15 protein-coding genes and 1 tRNA gene are annotated in these 14,786 nt (G+C 38.9%); 13 read left to right on the top strand and 3 right to left on the bottom strand.

The window, feature by feature from the left end:
• Positions 1-87: 87 nt before the first annotated feature.
• From rpsT to RCZ04_RS08235, 4 genes are all read left to right on the top strand, one after another.
• Positions 88-345, top strand: coding sequence for a 30S ribosomal protein S20 (gene rpsT, locus RCZ04_RS08250; protein ID WP_009412977.1), 258 nt, complete (start codon positions 88-90; stop codon positions 343-345).
• Positions 346-429: 84 nt separating this feature from the next.
• A complete protein-coding gene (locus tag RCZ04_RS08245; RefSeq protein WP_460485567.1) occupies positions 430-1,548 on the top strand; it encodes a hypothetical protein in 1,119 nt (372 codons plus the stop codon).
• Between the two features lie 19 nt (positions 1,549-1,567).
• Positions 1,568-3,406 (top strand): vWA domain-containing protein, encoded by a 1,839-nt coding sequence (locus RCZ04_RS08240; RefSeq protein WP_460485566.1) that lies wholly within the window; start codon positions 1,568-1,570, stop codon positions 3,404-3,406.
• Between the two features lie 56 nt (positions 3,407-3,462).
• Complete coding sequence (locus RCZ04_RS08235) at positions 3,463-4,068, top strand: rhodanese-like domain-containing protein (protein ID WP_460485565.1); 606 nt, start codon at positions 3,463-3,465, stop codon at positions 4,066-4,068.
• Between the two features lie 418 nt (positions 4,069-4,486).
• On the opposite strand, the gene panC is transcribed toward RCZ04_RS08235, so the two are convergent.
• Positions 4,487-5,329 carry a 4-phosphopantoate--beta-alanine ligase gene (gene panC, locus RCZ04_RS08230; RefSeq protein WP_460485564.1) on the bottom strand — a complete coding sequence of 281 codons (843 nt, stop codon included), beginning with the start codon at positions 5,327-5,329 and terminating at the stop codon, positions 4,487-4,489.
• Positions 5,330-5,439: 110 nt separating this feature from the next.
• Here panC and RCZ04_RS08225 point away from each other — a divergent pair, with 110 nt between their 5' ends.
• The 9 genes from RCZ04_RS08225 to RCZ04_RS08185 all read left to right on the top strand — a co-directional run bounded on the left by RCZ04_RS08225 (position 5,440) and on the right by RCZ04_RS08185 (position 13,012).
• Positions 5,440-6,249 (top strand): glycogen/starch synthase, encoded by an 810-nt coding sequence (locus RCZ04_RS08225; RefSeq protein ID WP_460485563.1) that lies wholly within the window; start codon positions 5,440-5,442, stop codon positions 6,247-6,249.
• A gap of 7 nt (positions 6,250-6,256) precedes the next feature.
• Positions 6,257-7,789 carry a DUF4270 domain-containing protein gene (locus tag RCZ04_RS08220; RefSeq protein WP_460485562.1) on the top strand — a complete coding sequence of 511 codons (1,533 nt, stop codon included), beginning with the start codon at positions 6,257-6,259 and terminating at the stop codon, positions 7,787-7,789.
• 2 nt (positions 7,790-7,791) lie between these two features.
• Positions 7,792-8,115 carry a translation initiation factor gene (locus RCZ04_RS08215; protein WP_460485561.1) on the top strand — a complete coding sequence of 108 codons (324 nt, stop codon included), beginning with the start codon at positions 7,792-7,794 and terminating at the stop codon, positions 8,113-8,115.
• A 30-nt stretch (positions 8,116-8,145) separates the two neighbouring features.
• Positions 8,146-8,892, top strand: coding sequence for a beta-ketoacyl-ACP reductase (gene fabG / locus RCZ04_RS08210; RefSeq protein WP_460485560.1), 747 nt, complete (start codon positions 8,146-8,148; stop codon positions 8,890-8,892).
• Positions 8,893-8,928: 36 nt separating this feature from the next.
• The gene (locus RCZ04_RS08205; protein ID WP_460485559.1) at positions 8,929-9,735 is read left to right on the top strand and encodes an outer membrane protein assembly factor BamD; all 807 of its coding nucleotides are present in this window, start codon (positions 8,929-8,931) and stop codon (positions 9,733-9,735) included.
• Between the two features lie 11 nt (positions 9,736-9,746).
• On the top strand, positions 9,747-10,061 hold the full coding sequence (locus RCZ04_RS08200; protein WP_460485558.1) for a DNA-directed RNA polymerase subunit omega: 315 nt from the start codon (positions 9,747-9,749) through the stop codon (positions 10,059-10,061).
• An 83-nt stretch (positions 10,062-10,144) separates the two neighbouring features.
• Positions 10,145-11,332: a bifunctional phosphopantothenoylcysteine decarboxylase/phosphopantothenate synthase gene (gene coaBC / locus RCZ04_RS08195; protein ID WP_460485557.1), complete on the top strand. Its 1,188-nt coding sequence runs from the start codon at positions 10,145-10,147 to the stop codon at positions 11,330-11,332.
• Between the two features lie 31 nt (positions 11,333-11,363).
• Positions 11,364-12,245, top strand: a complete 882-nt coding sequence (fabD, locus tag RCZ04_RS08190; protein ID WP_460485556.1) for an ACP S-malonyltransferase — start codon at positions 11,364-11,366, stop codon at positions 12,243-12,245.
• Positions 12,242-13,012 carry an ABC transporter ATP-binding protein gene (locus RCZ04_RS08185; RefSeq protein WP_460485555.1) on the top strand — a complete coding sequence of 257 codons (771 nt, stop codon included), beginning with the start codon at positions 12,242-12,244 and terminating at the stop codon, positions 13,010-13,012. The genes fabD and RCZ04_RS08185 overlap by 4 nt, the downstream gene beginning before the upstream one ends.
• A 211-nt stretch (positions 13,013-13,223) precedes the next feature.
• On the opposite strand, the gene RCZ04_RS08180 is transcribed toward RCZ04_RS08185, so the two are convergent.
• Together RCZ04_RS08180 and dgt are read right to left on the bottom strand one after the other, a co-directional pair.
• Positions 13,224-13,297, bottom strand: a tRNA-Asp gene (locus RCZ04_RS08180).
• A 141-nt stretch (positions 13,298-13,438) separates the two neighbouring features.
• Positions 13,439-14,782 carry a dGTP triphosphohydrolase gene (dgt, locus tag RCZ04_RS08175; protein WP_460485554.1) on the bottom strand — a complete coding sequence of 448 codons (1,344 nt, stop codon included), beginning with the start codon at positions 14,780-14,782 and terminating at the stop codon, positions 13,439-13,441.
• Between the last annotated feature and the right edge of the window lie 4 nt (positions 14,783-14,786).

The following is a 14,786-nucleotide window of genomic DNA, read 5'->3' as shown; positions in this document are numbered from 1 at the left end:
CGATTCCCCTACGGACTACTAAATGCAACTATTAGAGTATCTTTTAAGTAAGAGATACGGCGATAAAAATAAAACTAATAAAGGAAAATGGCAAACCATAAATCAGCATTAAAAAGAATCAGAAGAAACGAAGCAGCTCGTTTACGCAATCGTTATCAACACAAAACGGCTCGTAACGCCGTAAGGAAACTACGCGCTTTGGAAAATGTAGAAGAAGCAAAAACACTTTTCCCTAAAGTGGTATCGATGATTGACAAGCTTGCTAAGAGAAATATCATTCACGCTAATAAAGCGGCGAATTTAAAGAGCAGTTTAGCTAAACATATTAACAAATTAGCTAAATAGTCATTTAGGTTTTAGATTTATCACTAATAGCCAGATTTATGTAAGTAAGTCTGGCTTTGGTGTTTTCAGAAATACAAGAGAGTTATGAAGTATAGATTTTATATATTATTCGGTTTATTAACGTGTTTTATCTCGTGTAATGACAACAAAGAGACCGAGAAAGAAAAGCAACCTCACAAAGTAAAATCAATTGACTTTGAGGAGTTCAAATTGATAGACCTCACTCCTAAGGCTCAAGAGGATATGAAACAGTGGAAAAGTTTCCAGTCGCTAATGCAAGTGATTGTTTCGATGGCTCCAGCGAAGATTAAAAATACAGATGACTTGATGCTCTCGAACCCTGACAGCCTTTTGGTATACAGTAGGTTATACCCTATCAATTCTAAAACTGAAGCTATAAATGGCTTAGTAGAGCGCGATTGGCGAGCTCCTGCAGAGACTGCTAAAGATACTGTTTTTAGATTTGAAAAGAAAAAAAACAATGTGGTGGCATCGTTACAATGGAGCAGGTTTTTGGTGGCTAATGTTCCCTATACCTTTTCTGTAGTTTTAAAGAAAGTAAACTACCCTACAGTAAAGCTAAATTTTTCAGAAGAGAACAACGATGAGCTATCGGCTACCTTTGCTTTAGATACGTTGAGCACCTCGACAAGCAATGTAAAAAAGACCGCCCTTACAGACGATTGGAACAGATATCAAATTACTTTTTCACCTAAGAAATCTGCTCCTTACACTATAAGTCTCTCTTTAGATGATAATGCTAAAGAGAATGACAATGTGATTTTGTATCGTTCTGTTTTAGAACTTCCTGCTAAATATTTCCACAAAATGGGACAGTATTCAGACAAGATTGTGGGTGAACATTCAGAAGTGGAGAGTTCTTATTATTCAGTATTCTTTTGGTTGGTACAGATAGAAGATGCTTTGCGTGAATTACTCAGCAATGATGCTACCTTTCCTGAGAAGATAAATGTTCCTACTGTAAAGGCACGCTTTAGACTTTTTGAAACACAGATAAAAGCCTTAGCAGACAATGTAAAGAACAATCCAGATTTTAAAGAAGAAGAGCTTAAACGTAACATCTCATTATTGGGACAGACTTTTAACAGTGTGATTGCACGTATCAATAACATTTATGGGAACGATTTGGAAGAACGTATGAAATTTATCGGTACGCAAGAAGCTGACAGTATACCTAAGTAAACCTTATTAATTTTATCATATGAAACGAATACTAATTTTATTTTTTCTTGCCTTAGGCACTCTCCACGCACAAGAATACGAAGTAACAGGTACAGTTACTGATAGTGCTAAAGACCCTTTACTTGGTGTTTCGATAGTAATCAAAGGAACTACCAAAGGCGCTCAAACTGATTTTGATGGTAAATACGCTATCAAAGTGCAGAATGGTGATGTATTGGTGTTTAGTTTTTTGGGAATGAAAACTAAACAAGTAAAAGTTACTGGACAAAAAGTTATCAATGTAGTTTTAGAAGAAGAAAGCTCTTCTCTTGAAGAAGTGGTGGTTGTGGGATATGAAACTGCGAAAAAGCGAGATGTAACTGCTTCATATATACGCATAAGAGGTGCAGGAAGTGTTAGCGGAAATAGCAGAGGAAATAAAAGAAAACTTTCAGCTTACTACGCTTCTGAGGAATCTCGTGAGACTTATAAAGCTATAGACGAGGGAGGCTTTAAGAAGACTGCTAAAGATCCTGTAACGACTTTCTCAGCCGATGTAGACAATGCCTCATATAGCAATGTACGCCGTATGATTAACTACGGGCAAAAGCCCGATAAAGACGCTGTACGTATTGAGGAGCTCATCAATTATTTTGATTACGACTACACACCTCCCGCCGAAGGTAGCAAAACACCTCTCAAAGCAACGACTACGCTCAGTACTTGTCCGTGGAATACGGATAACTACCTATTGCGTATTGGGTTGCAAGCTAAGAAAATAGATTTACAGAAAGCACCACCTTCTAACATAGTGTTTTTAATAGACACCTCTGGCTCTATGGACTCACCTAACAAAATGCCTCTACTGAAAGCATCGTTTAAACTACTGTTAAGTTCGCTCAAACCCGAGGATAAAGTAGCTATTGTAGTGTATGCAAGTAAAACAGGGATTGCATTGCCCTCAACTTCAGCCAAAGAAAAAGAGAAGATTACTAAAGTGATAGACGATTTGGTAGCCAGTGGCTCAACTGCAGGAGGAGCAGGTTTACAAACAGCTTATGAAGTAGCCAAAAAGAACTTTTTACCTAAAGGTAATAACCGTATTATCTTAGCTACTGATGGTGATTTCAATGTGGGAATCTCTTCACGTGATGAGCTACAACGTTTGGTAGAAGAAGAACGCAAAAATGGTATATACATTTCAGTATTGGGCTATGGTATGGGGAATTATCGCGATGATATGGTAGAAACAATAGCTGATAAGGGCAATGGTAACTACGCTTATATTGATAATCTTAGCGAAGCCAAGAGGGTGTTAGTAAATGAATTTGGTGGCACGCTCTACACAGTGGCAAAAGATGTGAAATTACAATTGGAGTTTAATCCTCAATATGTGAAAGAATATCGGTTGGTAGGCTATGAAAATCGAGCATTAGCTAATGAAGATTTTGAAGACGATAAAAAAGATGCTGGCGAAATAGGTGCAGGGCATACCGTAACAGCACTGTATGAATTAGTACCTGCCAAAGGAACTACTACCGATGGTTTGCGTTATCAGAAACAGGTAGAGAAAGGCTTTACTAACGAATTGGCTTTTCTTAAAATTCGCTACAAAGATCCTATTGCCAAAGACGCCAAGAGTGTGGAGGTAAGTGAGCCTATTACATTTGCGCTTACTGACCTTACCAAAACAGACGACGATTATCGTTTTGCAGCTGCCGTAGCCGAGTGGGGAATGCTCTTAAGGAACTCTAAATATAAAGCCAAATCCTCTTATAAACAAGTGCTTGACTTAGCTAAAAACGCTACAGGTAAAGACGAAGAGGGCTACCGCAAAGAGTTTATACGCTTGGTGGAAGTTTCAGAAAAACTGAAGTAACATTTGGCAATCAATCAACTAAGAATTAAAAACTAAGAACTAAAATGAAATTACTAATGAGTATACTGGTATTATGTACTGTAACTGCCCAAGCGCAGAGTTTAGCTGAGCGCCTGAACGCTGGCAATGTAACACTTATAGATGTGCGTACCCCACAAGAATACACAGCGGGTACTGCCGAAGGAGCTGTTAATATCCCGTTGGAAGAGATGGGAACGCGATGGCAAGAACTAAAAGGTAAGGAGAATATAGTGCTCTTCTGCCGTCGTGGTATACGTGCTGGCAAAGCACAAGATATTCTCAAAGCACATAACATTACAGCGGTGAATGGCAAAACAGTAGAACACGTAAAGTCTTTGCAGAAAGTAAATTTACTTAACAAGCTCACTTTTAAGACCGATAAACCTACTACTTATTTTGTGAAAGACGGTAAGAATGTGCGCCAGATAGCTATTGCCTTAGGCAAAGGGGCTGTACTCAAAAAACACACCACTGATGTGTCTGCTACGCTTATTATGATAAAAGGCGAAGTGCGTTTTCTCATCAACGACGAAGAAATTGTACTTAAAGACCTTGATACCTACCAAATTCCCGTAGATATTCCTCACGAAGTAATAGGAGTGGGAGAAGAAAATGTATTTATTGTTACTAAAGGTAATTAGATAATTGGTAAATTGATAAATTAGCTGATTAGTAGTCGTAGTACGACAGGCGGGTAGTCGTAGCACGACAGGCGAGTAGTCGTAGCACGACAGGCGAGTAGTCATAGCACGACAGGCGGGTAGGCAAAAAATGAGCGAACAAATGACGAACAAATGACGAAGGAATGACAAAGGATGGACGAACAAAAGACGATTGATGAGAGGCTCTACATCGGCTCTACATCGGCTCATCAGCGAACAAAAGACGAAGGAATGACGAACAAAGAACGAAGGAAAGACAAAGGAATGTAGTATATGTATTGTTTTTTAGAAGTTAAAAGCTAGACACTTTTGAGCTGAAAAGGATAGTCGTAAATTTACATCAATAAAACTAAAATAGCCAATTAGCAACGTTGCTAATTGGCTATTTTGGTTATTATCACATTGAAATATTATCTATGAGTCTTACGCCTTCGGCATATACTACTATAAAAGCGCGGTAGTCTTTACCTACTTCTTTTTGAGTAATAGATTGTAAGGTATGGGCATCGGTTATTGTGAAGTACTCTAAGGTGAAATCGGGTTCTTGAGCGAAGACTTCTTTTACCCACGTTTCTACTTCAGCAGGGCTATGAGTTTCAAAACGCTTTTTGGCAGCAAGTAGTGTGCGATAGATTAGGGTAGCACGCTGTTTCATTGTTTCACTGAGCAGGGCGTTACGCGAACTGAGGGCTAACCCCTCGGCATTACGGACGATAGGGCAAGGAACAATGGTTACTGGTGAGCCCGTTTGTTTTACCATTTGCTGAATAATGAGTAGTTGTTGGTAGTCTTTTTCACCAAAGTATGCTCTATCAGGCATTACAATTTCGAAGAGTTTCTTGACAATGGTTCCTACGCCATCGAAATGACCTGGGCGAGAAGTACCTTCCATTACCTTATCCAATCCTGCAAAGTCAAAAGGTTCAGCGACTACTTCTTCACCGTAAATATCGGCTACGGTAGGGGCAAAAATAATCACCTCTGTACTAAACTGAGCTATCTTCTCGGCATCGGCTTCTAAAGTGCGCGGGTATTTTTGTAAATCAGTAGGATTGTTGAACTGCGTAGGGTTCACAAAAATGCTCACTACTGCTATGTTATTTTCTTCTTTTGCTTTTTTTACGAGCGATAAATGTCCGTTGTGCAAAGCGCCCATAGTGGGGACTAAACCAATTGTTTTCCCTTGATTTTTAAGGGATTCCATAAGGTTATGGAGTTCTTTTTGGTGTGTATAAATCATCTATATTAAATCTTTTTTGGGTGCAAACTTATATAAAATTATGGATATGTGCATAATTTTTTGTACTTTTGTGCCTTCTAAGAGCTAATTAAAAAAACGAAATACTTTTTATGGAAGATAAAAAAGTACTCTACGTATCGTCGGAAGTGTTGCCCTATTCGCCTTATAGCGAGTTGGCACGAATGTCATTTGAAGCCCCGAGAATGGTGAATAACAGTGGAGGACAGATACGTATTTTTATGCCTAAATTTGGCAATATTAATGAGCGACGCCATCAGTTGCACGAGGTAATACGCCTTTCAGGAATGAATATTGTTATCAACGATATTGATGTACCATTAATTATTAAAGTGGCTTCTATTCCTAAGGAGCGTATACAGGTGTACTTTATTGATAACGACGAGTATTTTGGGCGTACTGGCACACTCTTTGATGAGGAAAACAATATGTACCCAGACAATGATGAGCGTTGTATTTTCTTTGCTAAGGGTATAGTAGAAACAGTGAAGAAGCTTAATTGGCTCCCTGATATTATCCATATTCACGGTTGGGCATCGGCTTTATTACCGCTTTATTTGCGGACTTATTACAAAGACGAACCTATTTTTTCGGAAAGTAAAATTATCACTTCGGTATTCGATAGTGATTATGAAGGAGCGTTAGACAGTGCTCTTATCAATAAAGTAGCTTTTGATGGCATTAGCAAGAAGACGGTAGACCCGCTTAAAAATCCTACTTACTACAATTTGATGCGGACAGCTATTAAGTATTCGGATGGTGTAGTGGTAGTGAGTGAAGATATGCCTGATGATTTCCAAACCTACTTGAAAAACTTGAGAAAGCCTGTGCTTTACAACAGTGATAAAGAAACTTTTCAAGATTCTTACCGCGAGTTTTACACTAAAATATTAAAGAAATAACAGAAGAATGAATAATATACAGAAGATTTTATTTTTTGCAACTATAATAACACTTTTCAGTGCTTGCTCAGATGATGAGTTTAACGAGATAGATGGGGCTTTATTGAAAGATCCTAACTTTAGCACGAATGTGTTTACAGCTACTATCTCGGTAAGTCAAATTAAAGAAAGTGCTGTACAGACAAATGGATTGGGAGGTTATTTATTAGGACAGTACACCCAAGCTCCTTTTGGCACAAAATCGGCTACTATAGTAGCACAAGTAACATTACCTGCTGTAAACCCTATTTTTGGAGCGAAAGCGCAAGCTACTGAAAACAGTGAGAATAAATCAGAAAATGAAACTGTTACAGAAGCATATTTATATGTTCCTTTCTTCAACCCAAACAGTTCTAATAGTAACGCTTCTTATTCTCAAAATGGCGAATATACCTTAGACTCTATCTATGGGAACAAAGATGCGAACTTTCAAGTGAACGTGAGAGAACTCAATTACTTTTTAAGTGACATTGATACAGATCTCAACGCTAAAATATATTATTCAAACAACAGTGATATTACAAGTAATTTAGGTGCTTCTATTGTGTCTAACACTACGGCTTCTAACACTTATACTATTAGTAATAAAGCTATTACTCGTTATCAGTTTGACAACCCACAAACTACTGATGATGAAAGTAAGAATGTACAAGATGTGTTAGCACCAGGATTGCGCATTCCACTAAGCACGGACTTCTTTCAAACAAAAATTATCAACAAGGAAGGGAGTAGCGAACTCACGAATGCTAACGACTTTAAGAAGTATTTTAAAGGAATAGCTATCAGTGCTTCTAACTTTTCAAAAGATTTGATGATGCTCCTGAATATGGCAAATGCCAAAATTGAGATTGTATATAGCTATGAAACTTCAGGAACGAACACTACCACTACAGAAACTCGTAAAAATCGTTATGAGCTTTCATTGAGTGGCATTACAGTAAACTTATTTAACAATTCAGGCGAAAACGTGACTGACAGTAGCAAGATATACCTCAGTGGAGCTTTAGGACAAACGGCTTCTATTACTATTTCGGATGCTGATATTGCCAATATTAAGTCGCAAAAGCTAATGATAACTGATGCAAGTTTATTGTTATATGTAGATAATTCAGTAAGCTATGCCAAAGAGCCCGACCGCTTGTTTATCTATAATACTCAAACAGGTGCTATACTCGTAGACTATCAATACGACCCTACCTCAACTGCTGAGTCATCTGCATACTCATACCTCTATCATTTAGGTAAATTACAAAAAGAAAACGGGAAAGGTGCCTATTATCAAATAAGGATTACTAATCATATTTTAAATCTCATCAATGAAGTGGGATCCAATGTACCTTTGGGAATAGCAGTTGCTTCTAATGTGAGATATACAAATTCAGGAACTTATTTAAGTGATGCTAATGCTAAAGGAAAAATACTATCATCAGCAGTGATTACGCCTTTAAGCACTGTGATAAAAGATGTGAAATTGCGCATCAGCTACACTCAACCTAAATAATAATGGACTTAAGAGACCAGCTTAAAAACCTTTTCCCTGACCATATAGAAGAAGAAGTCCCCCAAGAAACACTTTCTAATATATGGCTGCAAGACGAACCTTTGCTCTGTAAATACGAGAAACGCAAAGGCAAACCCGTGACAGTAATTGAAGGCTATAACGGTGCTGATTCTGATTTTAAGATATTAGCTAAAGAGCTTAAAACATATCTCGGTGTAGGTGGCACAGTAAAAGATGACACCATTATTATACAAGGAGACTACCGCAACACCATTATGGAACTTCTCAAAGAGAAAGGTTTTAAGGTGAAACGAGTAGGAGGGTAATTGTTAATCGTTAATTATTATAATTGATATATGAAATTATTAGAAGGAAAAACTGCTATTATCACCGGTGCCAGTCGTGGTATCGGGCGTGGTATAGCTGAAGTATTCGCCACTCACGGCGCTAATATCGCTTTTTCGTACAGTTCTTCAGTCGAAGCTGCCAAGGCTTTAGAGAATGAATTGTCCGCACAAGGCGTAAAGGTAAGAGGTTACCAAAGTGATGCCTCTAACTTTTCTCAATCCCAAGAGTTCGTAGATGCCGTAGTAGCCGAATTTGGCACTGTAGATATCCTCGTGAACAACGCTGGCATCACTAAAGATAACTTGCTGATGCGTATCAGTGAAGAGGACTTTGACAAAGTGATTGAAGTAAACCTTAAATCAGTGTTTAATATGACAAAAGCCGTACAACGCACTATGCTCAAACAGCGTAAAGGTTCTATTATCAATATGAGTAGCGTGGTAGGTGTGAAAGGCAATGCAGGTCAGTCAAACTATGCTGCCTCTAAAGCGGGAATCATCGGTTTTACGAAATCTATTGCCTTAGAATTAGGTTCAAGGAATATCCGCTGTAACGCGATTGCTCCTGGTTTTATAGAAACTGAAATGACCGCTGTGCTTGACGAAAAAGTGGTACAAGGCTGGCGTGACGCTATCCCACTTAAACGTGGCGGACTGCCAGAGGACGTAGCTAATGCTTGTGTGTTTTTAGCCTCTGATATGTCGGCTTACATCACTGGGCAAGTGCTCAATGTTGATGGTGGAATGCTCACATAATTTTGTTATATCAGAAAAACTTTTTACTTTTGCCGAATGTTAATGAAAAAATATATCATCATCGGTCTGCTCGGTGTGCTCTTTACTTCGTGTGGAGAGTATCAGAAAGCTTTGAAATCAAAGGAAGGGAGCGTAAAATACACAGAGGCTGAAAAGCTATATAAGGCTAAAAAATATAAAAAAGCAACACGCCTTTTTGAACAAATAGCTTCGGAATACGCAGGCAAGCCACAAGGAGAACGCATTTATTATATGTTTGGGGATTCCTATTATCAGTTGAAACAATACAGTTTAGCCTCTTATCAGTTTGAGCGGCTTCAGAAACTGTACCCACGCAGTGAAAAAATTACGGAGGCCTCTTTTTTGGAAGCTAAGTCTCTTTACTTAGAAACACCTAAGTACAGTGTAGACCAAACTTACACCTATCAAGCACTTGAGAAATTGCAGTACTTTTTGGATAGGTATTCTGATAGTGAATACGCTAAAGAAGCTAATGAACTCGCTTTAGATTTGGTAACTCGTTTAGAGAAAAAAGAGTTTGAAATAGCTAAGCAATACGACCAAATACGTGACTATCAAGCAGCGATGAAGTCATTAGACAACTTTTTGACTAATAACCCAGGTAGTGTTTTTAGAGAAGATGCATTGTACACACGTCTGCATTCAGCTTACGAGTGGGCTATCAATAGTGTAGAGACTAAAAAAGAGGAACGTCTCAATACGGCAAAAGAAGCTTACGACAACTTATTACGTGCCTACCCTGAAACTAAATACAAGAAGGATGCTGAGAATATGCTCACCAAAATAAACACCTCACTAAAAAGTTTTATATCACAAAATTAATTAATTATATTATGGATTTTAAGAAAATAGATGCTCCTACCTCCACCGTAACTTATAACAAATCGGCTATAGAAGCGCCTACAGGTAATATTTACGAGGCAATTTCTATCATTGCTAAGAGAGCAAACCAAATCAACGCTGAAATCAAGAAAGAATTGGTGGAAAAGTTAGAAGCTTTTGCTACCAACAACGATAGCTTAGAAGAAATCTTTGAAAACAAAGAACAAATAGAGGTTTCTCGCTTTTATGAGCGATTGCCTAAACCTCAAGCCATTGCAGTGAAAGAATGGTTAGAAGGCAAGATATATTATCGTGAAGCCGAATAAGATTGGGTATTTATAGATTGTTTGTTGGGCTTTAAGCTGTAAGCGCACGCTTGCCGTTTAGAGCCTTCTTAATTAAAAAAAATATGAATATTGTATTGGGTATCACTGCAGGTATAGCGGCTTACAAAACACCACAGTTAGTGCGCTTACTCACTAAAAAAGGACATAAGGTAAAGGTGATTCTTACTGAGAATGCGAAAGAGTTTGTAACGACTCTTACACTCAGTACTGTATCTAAAAATCCGGTGTTCTCAGCCTTCGCTTCTCCTCAAGGCGACTGGCATAGCCACGTAGAATTGGCTCTTTGGGCTGATGCAATGCTTATTGCTCCCGCTACCGCCAATACTCTTGCTAAAATGGCGCACGGCATCTGCGACAATCTACTCTTGGCTACTTATTTTTCGTCCAAGGCTCCTGTGTTTGTCGTCCCTGCAATGGATTTGGATATGTATGCCCACCCTACAGTAAAAGAGAATTTGAACACCTTGCAATCTTTTGGCAACTTTGTGATTCCTGCGACTTATGGCGAACTCGCTAGCGGACTCGTAGGACAAGGTCGTATGGCTGAACCTGAAGATATAGTGGATTTTATAGAAGAAACCCTTCGCCCCCAAATCCCTTTAGAAGGTAAGAAAATACTTATTACCGCAGGGCCTACTTACGAAGCCATTGACCCTGTACGATTTATTGGGAATTTCTCTTCAGGCAAAATGGGGATAGCTTTGGCTAATGTAGCAACAGAGCAAGGGGCTGAAGTACATTTGGTTTTAGGCCCTTCTGCCGAAAAAGATATTGACCACCGTGTTCACCTCCACCGCGTAGTGAGTGCCCAGCAGATGTACGACGCTGCAGTTACCGAATTTCCTACCTGCGATATAGCCATTCTCGCTGCTGCAGTAGCCGATTACACCCCAGAAACAGTTGCTCCTGAAAAGATTAAAAAGAAAGGTGGCAACCTCAATCTTACTTTAGTGCCTACAGTGGATATATTGGCTTCCTTAGGCAAGCTCAAAACCACTCAAACGCTCATTGGTTTTGCCTTAGAAACTGAAAATGAGGTAGCTAATGCCAAAGCTAAATTGGAGAAAAAGAACTTGGACGGGATAGTGCTCAACTCCTTGCGCGACGCAGGTGCGGGCTTTGGGACCGATACAAATAAGATTACGTTTATCACTAAAAACGAAGAAATCAGTTTCCCTCTGAAGAGTAAAGAAGAAGTTGCTAAAGATATTTTGGCACAAATATTTGGTAAATACCTAAAAAAAAAATAGTTTTGTAATCTCTATCAATAAAAACGAACAAATGAAAGCATACATTTTTCCCGGTCAGGGTGCTCAATTCGTAGGAATGGGGCGCGATTTATACGAACAATCAGCTGAAGCTAAAGCGCTTTTTGAAGCGGCTAACGGTATCCTCGGCTTCTCTATCACCGATGTAATGTTCAGCGGTACCGATGAAGACCTCAAACAGACGAAAGTAACCCAACCTGCCATTTTCTTGCACTCGGTAATCCTCAGCAAGGTGCTTGGTAAAACCTTTACCCCCGAAATGGTAGCGGGGCACTCTTTAGGCGAATTTTCAGCCTTGGTGGCCAACGGTGCACTCTCGTTTGAAGATGGCTTACAATTAGTAGCCAAACGCGCTACCGCTATGCAAAAGGCCTGCGAATTGCAACCTGGTACTATGGCAGCTGTTTTAGGATTAGACGATGCCAAAGTGGAAGAACTTTGCGCTACCGTCGAAGGAATTGTAACTCCTGCCAATTATAACTGCCCTGGTCAGTTGGTGATTTCTGGAGAACTCAAAGCGGTAGAAGCGGCTTGCGAGAAAATGAAAGAAGCAGGTGCCAAGCGCGCACTCATCTTGCCAGTAGGCGGAGCTTTCCACTCGCTATTGATGAAACCTGCTGAAGAGGAATTGGCTGTCGCTATTGAGCAAACTGCTTTCCACAAACCTCTATGTCCTGTGTACCAGAATGTAACTACTACGGCAGTAAGCGACGAAACCGAGATCAAAAAGAACCTTATCAAGCAACTCACCGCACCTGTGAAATGGACGCAAAGTGTACAACAAATGATCGCTGATGGTGCAACTGAATTTATTGAAGTAGGACCTGGTAAAGTGCTACAAGGTTTGGTGAAAAAGATTAACAAAGAGGCTGTGGTAGCTTCGGCAGAAATATGATACAAGTAGAAAATTTACATAAATCTTTTAATGGAACTGAAGTGCTGAAAGGTATTTCTACTACTTTTGAAAAAGGTAAAACGAACCTGATTATCGGGCAAAGTGGTTCGGGTAAAACTGTGTTTCTCAAATCGCTTTTAGGCCTCTTTACCCCCGACTCTGGCGATATTATTTACGATGGAGTGAAATATGCCGATATGAAACGCAAAGAACGAGTAGCCTTGCGTCAAAAAATGGGAATGGTATTCCAAGGGAGCGCTTTATTCGACTCTATGACGGTGCTCGAGAATGTGATGTTTCCCCTGAAAATGTTTTCTCAAAAAACACCTGAAGAGATTCGCGAACGTGCCAATACAGTACTCAACCGCGTGAATTTGGTGAATGCCGAAGATAAATTGCCGTCCGAAATATCTGGTGGTATGCAAAAGCGTGTGGCTATTGCTCGCGCGATTGTAAACCAACCTAACTACTTGTTTTGCGACGAACCTAACTCGGGTCTCGACCCCAAAACCTCTATAGTGATTGACAACCTTATTCAGGAAATCACCGAAGAGTTCAACATTACGACGGTTATCAATACCCACGATATGAATTCAGTAATGGAAATAGGGGCTAAGATTGTATTCCTAAAAAATGGTTATAAGGAGTGGGAAGGCTCTAAAGAAACTATCTTCCGCACCGATAACGAAGCAGTTACTGACTTTGTATATTCATCAGAGCTGTTTAAGAAGGTGAGAAAAGCTTATTTAGAAGAACACGAGATTTAATTAGTTAATTAATAATTAAATTTAAAAAGCTGTCTATAAGATTAAACTTTTATAGACAGCTTTTTATTATGAAATCATTTTTAGTAGGTTTTAAGAATACTTATGATACTAAAAAGAAAAGCTCTCCTTGGAGAAAGGAAAGCTTTCATTGGTTTACTATAAACCCGTGTAAAAATATTTACACAAAACAACACAACTAAATCTTATGAAGCGGTCTGGACGGGACTCGAACCCGCGACCCCATGCGTGACAGGCATGTATTCTAACCAGCTGAACTACCAGACCTTCAGTAAAATTGTGCAACTCATTCCTTCATTGCGGTTGCAAAGGTACTACTTTTTTTATTATCTGCAAATTTTTAATGCACTTTTTTAAAGTTTTTTTAATTTTTTCCTATAATACACCTGATAATAAACAGTTTAAAAATTACATATTAAAGGTACTATTGGCTGTCTTTAGATGTAGTTCCACTGCATTACTGTCAGTAAGGCTTGCTATATAACAAGTAATGCCCATCACTTTGTTATATAACGAGCCGTTTTTGCGATACTTTTCAGGTAGCTTCTTAAGTAAAAGTTTATCAAATGATGTCTCACGCCCATTTTCTTGATTGATAATAGCTGTAAAAAAGATATCTAATAGATGCTGTAAAACCACATACCCCGACACTTCTTTTTCTACTACCTCATCTGATTGGTAAATATGCTCTACACTGCAATCTATTACATCTTTTATTTGATGACGATATTTGCTATCATATAAAAGTGACTGATGAAACTCTCCAGCTAAGATTGCTTCTTCATTACGCAAGAAAATATCAGTAGCATCTTGTATCAAAGCTCCTATAGCAACCGCACGTAGATAGGCAATGCGCTCTTCTTTAGTTTGTAGTTTACTATACTTATGGGTATTTATCTTATCTGAAATAATACCTCCTAAGTATTCTAAAGCTACATCCTCACTGATAAGTCCTAAGTTGATACCATCTTCAAAGTCTATGATAGTATAACAAATGTCATCTGCTGCTTCTACCAAAAATGCTAAAGGATGACGCGCATAGCGCAATTCACCATTTACACTATTAGACTTTAATCCTAAAGTTTCAGCTACCTCTTTGAAAAAATTCTTATCTCCTTGAAAAAAACCATATTTCTTATCAGCTATATGGTTTGTAGGACGTGCAGGTAGTGATTCTTTAGGATATTTAGTAAAAGCTCCCAGAGTAGCATAAGTAAGCCGTAAACCTCCTTCTACCCCTAAACGCGTTTCATTAAGAATTCTAAAACCATTTGCATTACCCTCAAAACTACACAAGTCGGCATACTCAGTTTCTGTGAGCAAGTGTTTGATAGCTGTACCTTTCTTGAACTGAAAAAACTCGCCTATTGCCTTTTCTCCACTGTGTCCGAATGGTGGGTTACCAATGTCGTGTGCTACTGCAGCCGCTGCTATAATAGCTCCAAAATCATTAGTTTGATAACCCAATTCGCACAAGTGAGGATATTTGGCAAGTAAGTGCTTACCTACAGCACGCCCCAAACTCCGTCCCACTACCGATACCTCAATACTATGTGTAAGACGGGTGTGTACAAAACTCGTTTTCGAAAGCGGAATCACCTGTGTCTTATCTTGCAGGCTGCGAAAGGCACTCGAAAAGACTACACGGTCATAGTCCATATCAAAACTAAGGCGTGTTTCATCTTCATTTTTACGCAAACGAAGAGTGGTATCACCATATTTATTTAAAGAGAGTAAGTTTTCCCAAAGCATTTTA

This window comes from Capnocytophaga sp. HP1101, from assembly GCF_054772415.1.
Note: the sequence above shows the minus strand (reverse complement) of the source record. Positions and strands in the feature narration are given on the sequence as shown.

Bases quoted from the DNA above. Each gene is read 5' to 3' on its own strand.
- coaBC (WP_460485557.1), top strand. From the start codon at position 10,145: ATGAATATTGTATTGGGTATCACTGCAGGTATAGCGGCTTACAAAACA.
- RCZ04_RS08235 (WP_460485565.1), top strand. From the start codon at position 3,463: ATGAGTATACTGGTATTATGTACTGTAACTGCCCAAGCGCAGAGTTTA.
- rpsT (WP_009412977.1), top strand. From the start codon at position 88: ATGGCAAACCATAAATCAGCATTAAAAAGAATCAGAAGAAACGAAGCA.
- RCZ04_RS08240 (WP_460485566.1), top strand. From the start codon at position 1,568: ATGAAACGAATACTAATTTTATTTTTTCTTGCCTTAGGCACTCTCCAC.
- RCZ04_RS08215 (WP_460485561.1), top strand. From the start codon at position 7,792: ATGGACTTAAGAGACCAGCTTAAAAACCTTTTCCCTGACCATATAGAA.
- fabG (WP_460485560.1), top strand. From the start codon at position 8,146: ATGAAATTATTAGAAGGAAAAACTGCTATTATCACCGGTGCCAGTCGT.
- RCZ04_RS08200 (WP_460485558.1), top strand. From the start codon at position 9,747: ATGGATTTTAAGAAAATAGATGCTCCTACCTCCACCGTAACTTATAAC.
- RCZ04_RS08220 (WP_460485562.1), top strand. From the start codon at position 6,257: ATGAATAATATACAGAAGATTTTATTTTTTGCAACTATAATAACACTT.
- RCZ04_RS08245 (WP_460485567.1), top strand. From the start codon at position 430: ATGAAGTATAGATTTTATATATTATTCGGTTTATTAACGTGTTTTATC.
- RCZ04_RS08185 (WP_460485555.1), top strand. From the start codon at position 12,242: ATGATACAAGTAGAAAATTTACATAAATCTTTTAATGGAACTGAAGTG.
- RCZ04_RS08225 (WP_460485563.1), top strand. From the start codon at position 5,440: ATGGAAGATAAAAAAGTACTCTACGTATCGTCGGAAGTGTTGCCCTAT.
- fabD (WP_460485556.1), top strand. From the start codon at position 11,364: ATGAAAGCATACATTTTTCCCGGTCAGGGTGCTCAATTCGTAGGAATG.
- panC (WP_460485564.1), bottom strand. From the start codon at position 5,329: ATGATTTATACACACCAAAAAGAACTCCATAACCTTATGGAATCCCTT.
- RCZ04_RS08205 (WP_460485559.1), top strand. From the start codon at position 8,929: ATGTTAATGAAAAAATATATCATCATCGGTCTGCTCGGTGTGCTCTTT.
- dgt (WP_460485554.1), bottom strand. From the start codon at position 14,782: ATGCTTTGGGAAAACTTACTCTCTTTAAATAAATATGGTGATACCACT.